Raw genomic sequence first — 14463 nt, forward strand, 5'->3', positions numbered from 1 at the left:
TCATAGTTGGTCTGGACCAACTCCGAAAACGCTCTCAGAACTCCCCACGTTCTTCAGGCAGGAGCGGAAGCATGCGCAAAAACCTCACAGCGGCGGCGGTTGCCTTAGGCATCGCCTCGGCGGCGGTCTTCGCCACGGGCGGTTCGGCCGCGGCACACGGCTATTCGACCTCTCCCGTAAGCCGTCAGATGCACTGCGCCCAGGGCACGGTCAGCAACTGCGGCCAGATCCGGTGGGAACCGCAGAGCGTCGAGGGACCCAAGGGCTTCCCCGGCGCGGGCCCGGCTGACGGCCGGATCTGCGCGGGCGGCAACTCGCGGTTCGCCGAACTCGACGACCCCCGTGGCGGCTCCTGGCCCGCCACCCAGCTGCGCGGCGGCCAGGGCTACACCTTCACCTGGCGGAATACGGCTCCGCACCGCACGACCGACTACCGGTACTTCATCACCAGGAACGGCTACAACCCGAACCGTCCGCTCACCCGGGCGGACCTCGAACCCGCGCCGTTCCTGACCGTGCCGATGGGCGGGCGGCAGCCCGGTACGACCGAGAGCCACTCGGGCACCATCCCCAGTGGCAAGTCCGGGAAGCACATGATCCTGGCGGTCTGGAACATCTACGACACCGGTAACGCCTTCTACGCCTGCTCGGACGTGCGGTTCTGAGCGGCGGCTGATGACCGGCTACCGGTGACCGGGCCGGGCCGCACCGGTGCGGCCCGGCCCCGGACCTCAGACGGCGGCGCGGTTGCCCGTGTTCACCGGTCGGGTCGCGGCGTCGCCCTGCTGGGCGGCTTGCTGGACCTGGTCGGCGGTGAGCGCGTAGCCGGTGCCCGGGTCGGTGGCGGAACGGGCGAAGATCACCCCGTACACCCGCCCGTCCGTGGTGAGCAGCGGGCCGCCGGAGTTCCCCGGGCGGACCGTGGTGCGCAGCGGATGGATATCGCGGGTGACCATACTGCTGCCGTAGATGTCCTGGCCCCGCGCGGTGGCGCGGCCCGCGACGGTGGCGGCGCGCAGATCGAGGCCGCCGTTCTCCGGGTAGCCCGCGACCACGGCGGGGGCGCCCCGGGAGCCATTGGTGGCGAAGCTCAGCGCGGGGGCGTTCAGCTCCGGCACCCGGAGCACGGCGACATCCGTGGCCGGGTCGAAGTAGACCACCGTGGCCTGGTAACGCGGCCCCACACCGCCGACCCGCACGGTGGGGTTGGTGACGCCCGCGACCACATGGGCATTGGTCATCACCCGCTTGTCGGCGTAGACGAAGCCGCTGCCCTCCTGGCCCTGGCGGCGGCCGTCCACCGAGGCTATGCCCTCGACCTTGACCGTGCTGCGCTGGGCCGCGTTGACGGCGGCCGGGGTGACGGCGTCCCCGGTGGGTTCGGCCACCCCGGTGACCGGCTCGTTCTCAAAGGGGTTGAAGACCTGGGGGAAGCCGGCCGTGGTCAGCGCGCCGGTGGCCCGGCTGAACCAGGTGGGGGCCTGCTCCGGCATCCGTTCGTGCACCGTGCCGAGTACGGCGGAGCCGCGTATGGCCTGGTTCACCTCCGGTGAGGGCGAGGAGACCAGCGCGCTCGCGGCCACCCACGCGACCAGCAGCACGGCGACCGCGTTGGCGAGCGCACCACCGACCCCGTCCACCCAGCGGACCGGGGCCCAGCTCAGTGAGCGACGCAGCTGCCAGGCGAGCCGGGACGCGAGCGCGTGCCCGGCGGCTGCGGGCAGCAGCACCGTCAGCATCGCCACGAGGGTGGCCATCGTGGTGCCCGTCTCGACGAGATCCAGCGTGAACGGCAGCAGCCATACGCCGACCACCGCACCGCCGACAAAACCGGCCAGCGCCACCAGGCCCGCCACGAGGCCGCGCTGGTAGCCCGAAACGGCGAACGCGGCTACCGCCAGCAGCAGCAAGAGATCGAGCAGGTTCACCAATCGTCCCCTTTCGCCCTACATCCCCCGTGAGCCCGCGCTGGGGCGCTGACCCTGTAAAACGTTGGGCGACGTCCGTGTGGTTCCCTCCTGTGATCCAGCGTGATCAGCGCCTCATCCGTGTCGGCAGCCGAGAAAACGAGCTGGGGCCCGCACCTTAAGGTGCGGGCCCCAGCTACGTCGTGTGCTTCAGCGTCAGGCGGGAACGATGTTCTCCGCCTGCGGGCCCTTCTGGCCCTGCGTGACGTCGAAGGTCACCTTCTGGCCTTCCTGCAGCTCGCGGAAGCCCTGGGTGGCGATGTTCGAGTAGTGGGCGAAGACGTCGGCGCCGCCGCCGTCCTGCTCGATGAAGCCGAATCCCTTTTCCGCGTTGAACCACTTCACGGTGCCAGTAACCATGCCATGTCTCCTTCGGGGCAGTGCTCGGGGCTCACACTGTGCGAGCCCCGCGTCGCCGTGATGATTGCCCCGCCCGGAAAACACCGGAAATACAAAGCGCACCCGCTGGCGCAGCGGGCCAGCCAGCGCACTTGAAGTCTTTTGGGAACCACAACTGCAACGGAGATCAACAGTAGCATGGTGAAATCGACTGGGCACGGTGAGTAATCTGGCTCCGCGGCGGCGATAGACAGCCGCTTGTGCTGGGCTCAGTGCTCTACGCGTCGGGGTGGCGCTCTACGCGTCGGCGGTGGCGGCGCGGTGGCGGCCCCCGTCGTCAGGAGTCGCTGGTGCCGTCTGACTCGGGTGCGCTCTGGCGCAGTTCCTCGTTGAGCCGCAGTGCCTCTTCGAGCTGGTCTTCCAGGATGATGATGCGGCAGGCGGCATCGATCGGGGTGCCGCCGTCAACCAGCTCGCGGGCGCGGGCGGCGATGCGCAGCTGATAGCGCGAGTAGCGGCGGTGGCCGCCTTCCGAGCGCAGCGGGGTGATCAGGCGGGCTTCACCGATGGCCCGGAGGAAGCCGGGCGTGGTGCCGATCATCTCTGCGGCGCGGCCCATTGTGTACGCGGGGTAGTCGTCATCGTCGAACCGGTCGGTAGCGTGCGGCTTGGCTTCTGGGGGCATTTGCACCTCTAACCTCTTGTGGGACGCGTCGAGGGGCCCCGGCGCCGTACGGCACCGGGGCCCCGAGGGGTTTCAACACCATCTACCAGCGCTGTGCGCCGGCTTTCGTTTTCCGCATGTCCGCCTGGAAGGCCGGAGATGCGTGGATCGCGAATGTGTGACCGGGGACCACCTTCCATTCCGGGGCCTGCGGTACCCGAGTGAGCTGGTTCCTCGCTCGGGCGATCCTGATGGCGTCTGCTCCTCTCTGATCTTCTGGCCGGTACTGCTTGTCTTCTTGTTGTCCTCTTGCGGTACTCCGCCGCGGCCCCGGAGGCCGCCGACCCGGCAATCAGCCTCAGGGTCTCCCTGCACTTCCCGACCCCAGGACTCCACTGCCGTGCCGTGTACCGCACGCGCCAGTTCGTATCTGGCGCCTCCATGACTTCGTTGGCTACGCGAGAAAATATAGCGAGGCGAGAACGTGATGTCTACCGTAGCCACGACAGATTTTCTGAGTGCGGGAGAGAGAGGTTGTTCGCTCCCGTGGCCCAGCGTTAATACACCTTGACGTCGACCAGCAGGGCCCGGTGGTCCGTGTCCGGCAGGTCCAGGAACTGGCTGCTGATCGGCGTCAGAGTCTCGCTGACCAGGATGTGGTCGATCTGGGCGCCCAGCGGGGGAGCGGTGAGGGCGGGCCAGGTGGGCGTGCGGGAGTGGCCCAGCAGCCGGGCGCTGTCCCGTAGCCCGGTGTCCAGGATGGCGCGGAAGGTGGCATGGTCCTGGGAGGAGTTGAAGTCGCCCGCGATGACCGTCCGGGTGTCGCCACGGTCGGCGGCGACCTTGCCCAGCGCCGCCAGCTCCGCGTTCCAAGCGGTCATGGAGTCCAGCCGGGGCGGCATGGGGTGGGCCACCTGGATACGGACCGGCGTGGCGTTGGGGCCGACCTCGGCCACCGCGCTGGGCATGGAGAGCGTGGCCGGGATCTCCCGCTCGTCCTTCAGCGGATAGACGCTGAGCAGCGCTGAGCCCTGGGCGGCGCTGCCGCCCGTGATGAGCCGGTACGGGTAGGCCTCACGCAGTTCCTGGCTCTCCAGGGCGCTCGCGCAGCGGTGGTCGCACTCCTGTACGGAGACGAGATGCGGCCGCTCCCGGCGCAGTACATCCAGCAGGCCCCCGGTAGCGTTGCCGAACTCCAGATTGGCGGTCAGTACCCGAACCTGCGCCAGCGGTGGTTCCTCCGGGATGATCTGCTCGGAGCCGTACGGCTGGATGTACCACGCGGTCGCCCCGAGCGCGGCCAGCGCCCAGGCCAGCAGTAGTGGCTGCCGCGCCAGCACGGCGCACAGCAGCGCGAGCCACCCCGGGATGAGGAACCACGGCAGAAACGCCAGCAGCTGGGGGAGCGGGGCGGGGCCATCCGTGTCGAGTCCCCGCGCGACCAGCGGCAGGCTGATCGGGAGCAGCAGCAGGCCCGCGCACCAGGCCAGGGGCCTTCGGTGGCGGGCCCGTCGTCGCTGGGGCACCCGTGCGGGCTCCCGTACGGGCTGTGATGTGGTGAGGTGGTCGTCTTCCCCCGTGTACACCCCTCGATAGTGCCTTACCGAGGTGCGGGTGCCGGGAAGGTCAGTGCTGAAGCTCACCCTTCAGCATGTCACCCCACCCTGCCTGGATCATGGTCTGGAAAGCCCACTTCCCGTCTGATTTCACCAGGATGTCCGCATAGCGCATCTCCTGTGTCCCGCCGTCCATCGTCATCGTCGCCCGGGTAATGACGATCGCGAGTGAACCGCTGAGGAAGAAGGGTGTACGGACCGACTCGAACTGGACGTCCTCGCCGCCGTCCCCCATGACCTGGGTCATGGTGGTGGTGAACTGCCCCTGGTCCCACTGGCCCGACCAGCCGTTGCCGGCCGAGTCATCGGTCACCAGGTTGAGCGGGAACACCGCCATATCGGCCATGTGCTGGATGTCGGCGCTGGTGCTGTGCGCGTCGTACTGGCGGAACCATTCCGCCAGGCTGTGGCGGTCCTCGTCGGTCGGGGTGAAGCCGGTGATGGTTTCGGCGTCGAACGGCATGGTGGTGGGTGCCCCCTTGGTATGGCCGAGCTGAGACAGGGAGGGTACTTCCCGCCTCGCAGGTAATCAAACTTGATTAGCGGCGCCCGTACGTGCGGGCTGTGGCAACGCGGCGGCGTGGCAGGCACACCACCGCCGCGCGTCAGGGCAGGAGCCCCGCCCGCCGGGCCGCGACCACCGCCGCCAGCCGGGTATGCACGCCCAGCCGCCGCATGGCCGAGCGCAGATACCCCTTCACCGTCTCCGGGCTGACCCCCAACCGCTCCGCGGCGTCCGCGTTGGTCGCCCCGGCCGCCACCCAGGCAAGTACGTCAAGCTCACGCGGTGCGAGCGAGACCGCCCCGGCCGGACCGGCGCTCCCGGCCGCCGCCGTGGCGAGCCGCCCGCACGCGGCCAGCAACTCCTCCCGCAGCACGGGATCGTCAATACGAGGGGCCAGCGCACGCAGTTCCGCATGCGCCCCGCGGACCTCTTCCCAGCCCGGCGGACCGTGCACCCGGGATGCCAGCTGCCGCGCCTCGTCCCGTACGGCCAGCGCCTGCTCCGCGTCACGTGCCACGGCCACCGCCGCCGTCAGCACCCGGTCCCCGAAGGGAAGCGGCTCGCGCAGCGCCCCGTACAGGACCCCGCGGACCCGCCGGCGTACCACCAGTGGGACCGCCAGCACCGCGCACAGCCGCTCGGCGCCGACTTCGGCGTCGTACTCATGGCTGATGGAGCGCGAGGACCGGTAGTCAACCACCGCCACCGGCCGCTGCAGCGCCAGGCACTTGCCGCCCAGACCGCTGCCCGCCACCACCCGCAGTCCCCGCAGCGCATCGGTCACCGTGCCGCTCAACTGGTCGATCCGTAACTGACGATGGGTGTCCAGCAGTCCGCCGAAGGCCACCGGCAGCCCACAGGCACGGCGCAGTTCCAGCAGCGCCGCCCGTATCTCCGCGGTCTCGCCCGGCTCCGGCATGGCCCCGTCCTTCCTCATCCCCCCTTCCGGGGGTAGTGAGTTCCGTTCCCCTGAGTACACGATGCTCACGACCGCAGGACAAGGGGGAGGACACATGACGGCAATTCATCCCACAGCTGGTCCCACCGAGGAGTTCCGGTCCGCCCGTGACATTCTGCTGCGGCATCGCGAGGATTACGCGGCAGCCTGTGCGGAGTTCACCTGGCCGGCTCCCGAGCACTTCAACTGGGCACTTGACTGGTTCGACCGGATCGCGCGGGGCAATGACCGTACGGCGCTGCACATCGTCGAGGAGGACGGCAGCGAGCGGCGGATCTCCTTTGACGCCATGCGGGTACGCTCCGACCAGGTCGCCCGCTGGCTGCGTGAGCGGGGCGTACGGGCCGGGGACCGGGTGGTCGTCATGCTCGGCAACCAGGTGGAGCTGTGGGAGACCCTGCTGGCCGCCATGAAGCTGCGCGCCGTCGTCATTCCCGCCACCCCGCTGCTCGGCCCGGCCGATCTCGCCGACCGGATCGAACGGGGGGAGGCCGGGCATGTGGTCGTACGGGCTCAGGACACCGGGAAGTTCGCTGGGCTGCCCGGCGACTACAGCCGTATCGCGGTCGGCGGGGCCGAGCCGGGATGGCTGGCCTATGAGGACGCCTACGACAGACCGGCGGAGTTCATGCCGGATGGCGTCACCCGGGCCGACGACACCCTGCTCCTCTACTTCACCTCCGGCACCACCGCCCAGCCCAAGCTCGTTGAGCACACCCATGCCTCCTATCCCATCGGCCATCTGTCCACGCTGTACTGGATTGGGCTGCGCCCGGGCGATGTCCACCTCAATATCTCGTCACCCGGCTGGGCCAAGCACGCCTACAGCAACTTCTTCGCGCCCTGGTCGGCCGAGGCGACTGTCCTTGTCGTCAACTACGCACGCTTTGACGCCGCCCGGCTGATGGCGGAGATGGACCGCGCCCAGGTCACGACCTTCTGTGCGCCGCCCACGGTGTGGCGGATGCTGATCCAGGCCGACCTGGGGCAGCTCCGTACCCCGCCACGGGAGGCCGTGGCGGCGGGCGAGCCGCTCAATCCTGAAGTGATCGAACGGGTGCGGTACGGCTGGGGCGTTACGGTCCGGGACGGCTTCGGCCAGACCGAGACGAGCCTCCAGATCGGGAACTTCCCCGGCCAGCCGCTGAAGACCGGCTCGATGGGGCTGCCCAGCCCCGGCTTCGCCATTGAACTCATCGACCCGGTCAGTGGTAAACCGGGAGCCGAGGAGGGCGAGATCTGCCTTGATCTGACCCGCCGTCCGGCCGGACTGATGACCGGCTACCGGGGTGACGCCGAGCGCACGGCGGAAGCGATGGCGGGCGGCTACTACCGCACCGGCGACATCGGAGCCCGGGACGCGTACGGCTATATCACCTACATCGGACGCGCCGACGATGTCTTCAAGGCCTCCGACTACAAGATCTCCCCCTTTGAGCTGGAGAGCGCCCTGCTCGAACATGAGGCGGTCGCCGAGGCCGCGGTCGTGCCCTCACCGGATTCGCTGCGGCTCGCGGTGCCCAAGGCCTATGTGCTGCTGGCCGAGGGCTGGGATCCCGGACCCGGGACCGCTGCGGCGATCTTCGCGCACTCCCGGTCGGTCCTCGCCCCCTACAAGCGGATCCGTGTGCTCGAGTTCGCCGAGCTGCCGAAGACCGTCTCCGGGAAGATCCGCCGGGTCGAACTGCGCGTCCACGCGGCCCGCGCGGACAGCCGGTCCGCCGAGTACCGGGAGGAGGGCCGATGAGCCAGCTCTCCTACGCACAAGGCGCTGAGGACACCTCGCTGCTCGCCGACACCATCGGGGCCAGCCTCGCCCGGGCCGTCACCGCGTACCCCGGGCGCGACGCGCTGGTGGATATGCCCTCGGGCCGTCGCTGGACATATGAGCGCTTCAGCAGAGACGTTGACGCCGTCGCCCGCGGACTGCTCGCACAGGGCGTCGGCCGGGGTGACCGGGTCGGGATCTGGGCCGTCAACTGCCCGGAGTGGGTGATGGTGCAGTACGCCACCGCCCGGATCGGGGCGATCATGGTCAACATCAACCCCGCCTACCGGACGCATGAGCTGGCCTACGTGCTGAACCAGGCCGGAATCGGGGTGCTGATCTCCTCCGTTGTCTACAAGACAAGCCACTACCGGCGGATGATTGAGGATGTACGCAGCGAATGCCCGGCGCTGCGTGAGGCCGTCTATATCAACGACCCGAGCTGGGACGCGCTGATCGAGAGCGGCGCAGCGGTGCCGTACGAGCGGCTGGCCGAGCGGGAATCCGGGCTCTCCTGCCACGACCCGGTCAATATCCAGTACACCTCCGGCACCACCGGTTTCCCCAAGGGCGCGACGCTTTCGCACCACAACATCCTCAACAACGGTTATTTCGTCGGGGAGACGCTCGGCTACACCGAGGCCGACCGGATCTGTGTGCCGGTCCCCTTCTACCACTGCTTCGGCATGGTCATGGGGAATCTGGCCGCCACCAGCCATGGCGCCTGTGTTGTCATCCCGGCCCGTACCTTTGACGCCGAGAAGACCCTGCACGCGGTGGAGCGTGAACGGTGCACCTCGCTCTACGGGGTGCCGACGATGTTCATCGCGGAATTCGGTCTGCCGGACTTCGCCACCTACGATCTCTCCTCCCTGCGCACCGGCATCATGGCCGGATCGCCGTGCCCGGCCGAGGTGATGAAGCGGGTCGTCGCCGAGATGGGGATGGCCGAGGTCTCCATCTGCTACGGGATGACGGAAACCTCACCCGTCGCCACCCAGACCCGTCGCGACGACGATCTGGAGCGCCGTACCAGCACGGTCGGGCGGGTGCTGCCGCATATCGAGGTCAAGGTCATCGACCCGGCGTCCGGGCGGACGGTGGAGCGCGGGGTGCCGGGTGAGCTGTGTACCCGGGGCTACAGCGTGATGCTGGGCTACTGGAATCAGCCCGAGCGGACGCAGGAGGCGGTGGACGAGGCCGGCTGGATGCACACCGGTGATCTGGCCGTGCTGCGCGCGGACGGCTACGTACAGATCGTGGGCCGGATCAAGGACGTGATCATCCGGGGTGGCGAGAACATCTACCCACGGGAGATCGAGGAGTTTCTGCACGGGCACCCGAAGATTTCCGATGTGCAGGTCGTCGGCGTCCCGGACGCGGCGTACGGGGAGGCGGTGCTGGCCTGTGTGATCCTGCGGGATCCCGCGGACGTCATCACCCATGCGGAGGTGGTGGAGTACTGCGAGGGGAGGCTGGCGCGGTACAAGGTGCCGCAGCGGGTGCGGGTGGTGGATTCGTTTCCGATGACGGTAAGCGGCAAGGTACGCAAGGTAGAACTCCGCGCCCGCTTCTCCACCCAGTAACGGGGCTCCCGCCCCGGGGCCCTTCCCCGGGGCGGGGGTGGGGACCTCTGTGCCCGCCCCTTCCCGGGTGTGCCGGTATGCGGCTCCGCCGCGTGGCGGGGCTTCGCCCGGCTGCGGGGGTGCCGGGGGTGGGCTTCCCCGATTCCCGCCCCTTCCCGTAACCGGGCCAACCCCGGGGCCCCGGGGTTGGCCCGGTTACGGGCCGGTGGCCGGGTTGTGCCCACCAGGCGTCGCGAGCTCCGCCCCGGGGGTGGGCCGGAGCGTTGTGGCTGGTGTGGGTGGGTGGTTGCGTAGCAGGGCGGGCCCACAGCCCCTCACGGGGCTGCGAGTGCCCACAACACGGGGCTCTGGGGTGGCGCTCGCCCCTCTACGCAACCCACCGCCCACCCCAGCGCCCCGGCGCTCCGGGCCGCCCCGCCGCAGGGCGCCCCGCCGGGGCGGGGTTGGGGAGGAACCCCGCCCCGGCGGGGCACGGGCTGCCTCTACCTCAGGGGGGCTATTGAGGTGGGGGCGTGGGATGCCTCCGTGGCGAGGTCCTCGAACTCGTTGATCTGGTCGATCTGCAGGCCCATCGAGATGTTCGTGACCCGCTCCAGGATCGCCTCCACCACGACCGGAACACGGTGTTCGGCGGCCAGCTTCTTCGCCTCTTCGAACGCCGGCACCAGGGCGTCCGGCTCGGTGACCCGGATCGCCTTGCAGCCCAGGCCCTCGGCGACCTTGACGTGGTCGACGCCGTAGGCGCCCAGCTCCGGGGCGTTGATGTTCTCGAAGGAGAGCTGAACCTGGTAGTCCATGTCGAACATCCGCTGAGCCTGGCGGATCAGGCCCAGGTACGAGTTGTTCACCACGACATGGATATAGGGGATGTTGAACTGGGCGCCGACCGCCAGCTCCTCGATCATGAACTGGAAGTCATAGTCGCCGGAGAGTGCGACGACGCTCGCCTCGGGGTCGGCGGTGGCCACGCCGAGCGCCGCCGGGATCGTCCAGCCGAGCGGACCGGCCTGGCCGCAGTTGATCCAGTGGCGCGGCTTGTAGACGTGCAGGAACTGCGCACCGGCGATCTGCGAGAGGCCGATGGTGGAGATGTACCGGGTTTCGGGGCCGAAGGCCTTGTTCATCTCCTCGTAGACCCGCTGCGGCTTGATCGGCACATTGTCGAAGTGCGTACGGCGCTGCAGCTTCGCCTTGCGCTCCTGGGTGGCGGCGGCCCATGTGCTGCGGTCCGGCAGCTGGCCGGCGGCCTTGAGCTCCTTGGCCACCTCGACGAAGAGCTCCAGCGCGGCCTTGGCGTCGGAGACGATGCCGTAGTCCGGGGCGAAGATCTTGCCGATCTGGGTGGGCTCGATGTCGACGTGGACGAACTTCCGGCCCTCGGTGTAGACATCCAGCTTGCCGGTGTGGCGGTTGGCCCAGCGGTTGCCGATGCCGAGGACGAAGTCCGAGTCCAGGAAGTTGGCGTTGCCGTAGCGGTGTGAGGTCTGCAGGCCCACCATGCCGGCGTTGAGCAGGTGGTCGTCGGCGATGGCGCCCCAGCCCATCAGGGTCGGAATGACCGGAATGCCAGTGAGCTCGGCGAACTCGACCAGGAGCTCGGAGGCGTCGGCGTTGATGATGCCGCCACCGGCGACGATCAGCGGGCGCTCCGACTCGGCCAGCATGGCGAGGGCCTTCTCGACCTGCTTACGGGTCGCCGCGGGCTTGTGGAGCGGCAGCGGCTCGTAGGTCTCGGGGTCGAACTCGATCTCGGCCATCTGGACATCGATCGGCAGGTCGATCAGGACCGGGCCTGGCCGCCCCGAGCGCATCAGATGGAAGGCCTCCTGGAAGACGCCGGGAACCTGGGCGGGCTCCAGGACCGTGGTGGCCTTCTTGGTGACCGTCGCCGCGATGGAGGAGATGTCAACGGCCTGGAAGTCTTCCTTGTGGATGACCGCGGTGGGCGCCTGGCCGGTGATGCAGAGGATCGGGATGGAGTCGCCGATGGCGGAGTACAGGCCGGTGATCATGTCCGTACCGGCCGGGCCCGACGTACCGATGCACACACCGATGTTGCCGGCCTTGGTCCGGGTGTACCCCTCGGCCATATGGGACGCGCCCTCGACATGGCGGGCGAGCTTGTGCTCGATCCCGCCGCTGGCACGCAGCGCCGAGTAGAAGGGATTGATCGCCGCGCCCGGCACACCGAACGCGGTGTCCACACCTTCGCGCTTGAGGATCTCAACTGCCGCGCGAGCGGCGGTCATTCGAGGCATTTGAGTACTCCTGAGTGGGCCGTCGAAGCCTGGCGGGCTGTTCCCGCTGTTTTCCGTAATGCGGAAGTAGTGTTCTGCTATATGGAAGCAATGTAAGACGCGGCTATCCACGAGTCAAGGGAAGGAGGCCGGAGAATGGCCGTGAAAAGGTGTTTTCGGCCGGTCGGGGCCGGTCGCGGGCCGGGAACGGCCGCGGTCTTACGCCCCGGTGCGGATCAGCTGGTCGGCGGCGTCATTGACCGGCTGCGGAGTGCCGGTCAGGTCCAGTACGAACAGCGGCAGACCCAGCTCGTCCGCGCGGGAACGGGCGTCGCGCGCGAACCCCGCGAGCGAGAAGCAGACGGCGACCGCCGACTCATGGAGGCCGTTGAGCCACAGCGTCTCGATGCCCCGCAGGGTGGTCGGCGAGGTGGTGGGATCGACCTGGGCGACGACCCCGGGGCCGCGCAGGTCGACCCCCGAGGCGGTGCGGGTCTCCACGGCGCGTACCTCAGCGAAGCCCAGCCAGCGCAGATACTGCCCCGCGGCCAGCACCGCGTCGCGCGCGGTGCGGATCGTCACCGGGCGGAAGGCGGGGCGGTTGGGAACCGCCGGCTGGGGGCAGTCTGTGGCGTCCACCGGGGGGACGGAGGGCTGGGGTACCGCCGCGTCCGCCGCGGCACCGTCCACGGGCAGCCGCAGCAGGGCACCACAGCCACAGCCCAGCTCCGGATGTGGCCACTCCTCCCGGCGGCCGCAGGTCCCGCAGCGCACGGCCACCCAGGAGTCCGCCCAGGTGCGGTGCTGGATCCGTACCGGAACGCCATCGTGGAGCAGTGGCGGGGTGACCGGGGCGCCGCACGGACATGGGTATGTGGGCGGGGCGTACGCGTGCTCACGACGGCACACCGGGCAGCGCACCGGCACATTCTCCGTCATCTCTGCCATCCTCGGATCCACCACGGGACGTTGGGTCAGTGCGACTGTGCCCATCGTCCCTGATCCGCGGCGCCGTGGGGAGAGATTCCCGGCAGGGAGTGCCAGAAGCGCCGGGAGCATCAGGGCGGATCTCGCGCGAAGGCCCCGCGTGCCGCGGGGCCTTCGTGGTGGTGACGCCCGACGGTGCGAGGCTGGGCGCGACAGGACGTTCGCGCCGCCGGGCGGGTTCGCGGGAGATTCGCGGGAGAGGTGCTTTGTTCCCGTACCGCCAACCACCCCTCATGCACGGATCGGCGGTACGGGAACGCGCTCGGGCTGACCTCCCAATCAGCCTTCGCGCAGCTCGCGCACGGCCTCCTCGACGCGCTTGCCGTAGTCCGGGTCAGCAGCGTGGAAGTGTGCGAGGTTCTTCTCGACGACGTCATCGCGGGTGACCTGGGAGAGACCGCCGGCGATGTTCGCGACCAGACGCTGCTTCTCGTCCTCGGACATCAGCCGGTAGAGCTCACCGGCCTGGAAGAAGTCATCGTCCTTGGAGTGCGCCGGGGCCTCATGGGTGCCGGTGTGGCCGGAGAGCGCGAAGGGAGCGGCCAGCGGCTGGCCGGTCTGGACGGGACCGTCGTAGGAGTTCGGCTCGTAGTTCTTGGCGTGACGGCCCTGGCCGTTGGCGGCCATGAAGCCGTCCCTGCCGTAGTTGTTGGCGGTGGTCGCCTTGGGGGCGTTCACGGCCAGCTGGGTGTGGTTGACGCCCAGCCGGTAGCGGTGCGCGTCGGCGTAGGCGAAGAGCCGGCCCTGGAGCATCTTGTCCGGGGACGGGCCGATGCCGGGCACGAAGTTGTTCGGCGAGAAGGCGGACTGCTCGACCTCGGCGAAGACGTTGTCCGGGTTGCGGTCCAGGACCAGACGGCCCACCCGCTGCAGCGGGTAGTCGCTGTGCGGCCACACCTTGGTGAGGTCGAACGGGTTGAAGCGGTAGTCCGCGGCCTCGGCGGCCGGCATGACCTGGACGTACAGGGTCCAGGACGGGTGCACACCGCGCTCAATGGCCTCCAGCAGGTCCGTCTGGTGGCTGTTGGCGTCCTTGCCCGCCAGCTCGGCGCCCTGCTCGCTGCTCAGGCAGCGGATGCCCTGGTTGGTCTTGAAGTGGTACTTGACGAAGAAGGCCTCGCCCTCGGCGTTCGTCCACTGGTAGGTGTGCGAGCCGTAGCCGTTCATATGGCGGTACGAGGCCGGGATGCCGCGGTCGCCCATCAGCCAGGTGATCTGGTGGGTGGCCTCGGGGGCGTGCGCCCAGAAGTCCCAGACGTTGTCCGGCTCCTGCTTGCCGGTGAACGGGTCACGCTTCTGCGAGTGGATGAAGTCGGGGAACTTGAGCGGGTCCTTGATGAAGAACACCGGTGTGTTGTTGCCGACGAGGTCGTAATTGCCCTCTTCGGTGTAGAACTTCAGGGCGAAGCCACGCGGGTCACGTACGGCGTCGGCGCCACCGAGGTTGTCGGCCACGGTGGAGAAGCGGAGGAAGACCTCGGTGCGCTTGCCGATCTGGCTCAGAAAGTCCGCGCGAGTGAAGCCGGTGACGTCGTCGGTCACCTCGAAGTGGCCGTAGGCACCGGAGCCGCGGGCGTGCACGACGCGCTCCGGGATGCGCTCGCGGTTGAAGCGGGCGAGCTTCTCCAGCAGGTGCTGGTCCTGGAGCAGGAGCGGGCCACCGACGCCGGCGGTGGCAGAATTCTGGTTGTCTGCGACTGGTGCGCCGGACTCCGTAGTGAGAGTCCGCGCCGTCAGCGTGGGCTTCGACATGGTGGCCTTCCTGGTTCTGAATCCTGGACGGAAACCAACTTCCGCCAGTTGGAAGCGTATGTATGCCCGGGAAGGACGTCAACA

The 14463-nt window shown here is 68.9% G+C and carries 12 protein-coding genes; 3 read left to right on the plus strand and 9 right to left on the minus strand.

Annotated elements, in window-relative coordinates:
• Positions 1 to 71: 71 nt before the first annotated feature.
• On the plus strand, positions 72 to 665 hold the full coding sequence (locus test1122_RS22835) for a lytic polysaccharide monooxygenase auxiliary activity family 9 protein (RefSeq protein ID WP_232271043.1): 594 nt from the start codon (positions 72 to 74) through the stop codon (positions 663 to 665).
• A 66-nt stretch (positions 666 to 731) separates the two neighbouring features.
• On the opposite strand, the gene test1122_RS22840 is transcribed toward test1122_RS22835, so the two are convergent.
• The 6 genes from test1122_RS22840 to test1122_RS22865 form a co-directional block, all read right to left on the minus strand.
• Positions 732 to 1928 carry a MarP family serine protease gene (locus test1122_RS22840; RefSeq protein WP_232271044.1) on the minus strand — a complete coding sequence of 399 codons (1197 nt, stop codon included), beginning with the start codon at positions 1926 to 1928 and terminating at the stop codon, positions 732 to 734.
• Positions 1929 to 2123: 195 nt separating this feature from the next.
• Positions 2124 to 2327, minus strand: coding sequence for a cold-shock protein (locus test1122_RS22845; protein WP_232271045.1), 204 nt, complete (start codon positions 2325 to 2327; stop codon positions 2124 to 2126).
• Between the two features lie 316 nt (positions 2328 to 2643).
• Positions 2644 to 2991 (minus strand): MerR family transcriptional regulator, encoded by a 348-nt coding sequence (locus test1122_RS22850; RefSeq protein WP_232271046.1) that lies wholly within the window; start codon positions 2989 to 2991, stop codon positions 2644 to 2646.
• Between the two features lie 536 nt (positions 2992 to 3527).
• Entirely contained in the window at positions 3528 to 4556 is a 1029-nt protein-coding gene (locus test1122_RS22855; RefSeq protein ID WP_232271047.1) for an endonuclease/exonuclease/phosphatase family protein, read from the minus strand.
• Between the two features lie 40 nt (positions 4557 to 4596).
• Positions 4597 to 5049 carry a nuclear transport factor 2 family protein gene (locus test1122_RS22860; RefSeq protein WP_232271048.1) on the minus strand — a complete coding sequence of 151 codons (453 nt, stop codon included), beginning with the start codon at positions 5047 to 5049 and terminating at the stop codon, positions 4597 to 4599.
• Between the two features lie 142 nt (positions 5050 to 5191).
• On the minus strand, positions 5192 to 6010 hold the full coding sequence (locus test1122_RS22865; RefSeq protein WP_232271049.1) for a helix-turn-helix transcriptional regulator: 819 nt from the start codon (positions 6008 to 6010) through the stop codon (positions 5192 to 5194).
• Positions 6011 to 6104: 94 nt separating this feature from the next.
• Here test1122_RS22865 and test1122_RS22870 point away from each other — a divergent pair, with 94 nt between their 5' ends.
• Positions 6105 to 7796, plus strand: coding sequence for an AMP-binding protein (locus tag test1122_RS22870; RefSeq protein WP_232271050.1), 1692 nt, complete (start codon positions 6105 to 6107; stop codon positions 7794 to 7796).
• Positions 7793 to 9403 carry an AMP-binding protein gene (locus tag test1122_RS22875; protein ID WP_232271051.1) on the plus strand — a complete coding sequence of 537 codons (1611 nt, stop codon included), beginning with the start codon at positions 7793 to 7795 and terminating at the stop codon, positions 9401 to 9403. Before test1122_RS22870 ends, test1122_RS22875 begins: the two co-directional genes overlap by 4 nt.
• 482 nt (positions 9404 to 9885) lie before the next feature.
• Here test1122_RS22875 and gcl read toward each other — a convergent pair whose 3' ends face one another.
• From gcl to test1122_RS22890, 3 genes are all read right to left on the minus strand, one after another.
• Positions 9886 to 11661: a glyoxylate carboligase gene (gcl, locus tag test1122_RS22880; RefSeq protein WP_232271052.1), complete on the minus strand. Its 1776-nt coding sequence runs from the start codon at positions 11659 to 11661 to the stop codon at positions 9886 to 9888.
• A gap of 198 nt (positions 11662 to 11859) precedes the next feature.
• Positions 11860 to 12579 (minus strand): hypothetical protein, encoded by a 720-nt coding sequence (locus test1122_RS22885; protein WP_232271053.1) that lies wholly within the window; start codon positions 12577 to 12579, stop codon positions 11860 to 11862.
• A 327-nt stretch (positions 12580 to 12906) separates the two neighbouring features.
• On the minus strand, positions 12907 to 14364 hold the full coding sequence (locus tag test1122_RS22890) for a catalase (RefSeq protein WP_232272036.1): 1458 nt from the start codon (positions 14362 to 14364) through the stop codon (positions 12907 to 12909).
• Positions 14365 to 14463 lie beyond the last annotated feature (99 nt).

The organism is Streptomyces gobiensis (assembly GCF_021216675.1).
Lineage (GTDB): Bacteria > Actinomycetota > Actinomycetes > Streptomycetales > Streptomycetaceae > Streptomyces > Streptomyces gobiensis.

Excerpts from the sequence above, each read along its gene's own strand:
- test1122_RS22835 (WP_232271043.1), top strand. The coding sequence starts at position 72 with ATGCGCAAAAACCTCACAGCGGCGGCGGTTGCCTTAGGCATCGCCTCG.
- test1122_RS22845 (WP_232271045.1), bottom strand. The coding sequence starts at position 2,327 with ATGGTTACTGGCACCGTGAAGTGGTTCAACGCGGAAAAGGGATTCGGC.
- test1122_RS22850 (WP_232271046.1), bottom strand. The coding sequence starts at position 2,991 with ATGCCCCCAGAAGCCAAGCCGCACGCTACCGACCGGTTCGACGATGAC.
- test1122_RS22860 (WP_232271048.1), bottom strand. The coding sequence starts at position 5,049 with ATGCCGTTCGACGCCGAAACCATCACCGGCTTCACCCCGACCGACGAG.
- test1122_RS22865 (WP_232271049.1), bottom strand. The coding sequence starts at position 6,010 with ATGCCGGAGCCGGGCGAGACCGCGGAGATACGGGCGGCGCTGCTGGAA.
- test1122_RS22870 (WP_232271050.1), top strand. The coding sequence starts at position 6,105 with ATGACGGCAATTCATCCCACAGCTGGTCCCACCGAGGAGTTCCGGTCC.
- test1122_RS22875 (WP_232271051.1), top strand. The coding sequence starts at position 7,793 with ATGAGCCAGCTCTCCTACGCACAAGGCGCTGAGGACACCTCGCTGCTC.
- gcl (WP_232271052.1), bottom strand. The coding sequence starts at position 11,661 with ATGCCTCGAATGACCGCCGCTCGCGCGGCAGTTGAGATCCTCAAGCGC.
- test1122_RS22885 (WP_232271053.1), bottom strand. The coding sequence starts at position 12,579 with ATGACGGAGAATGTGCCGGTGCGCTGCCCGGTGTGCCGTCGTGAGCAC.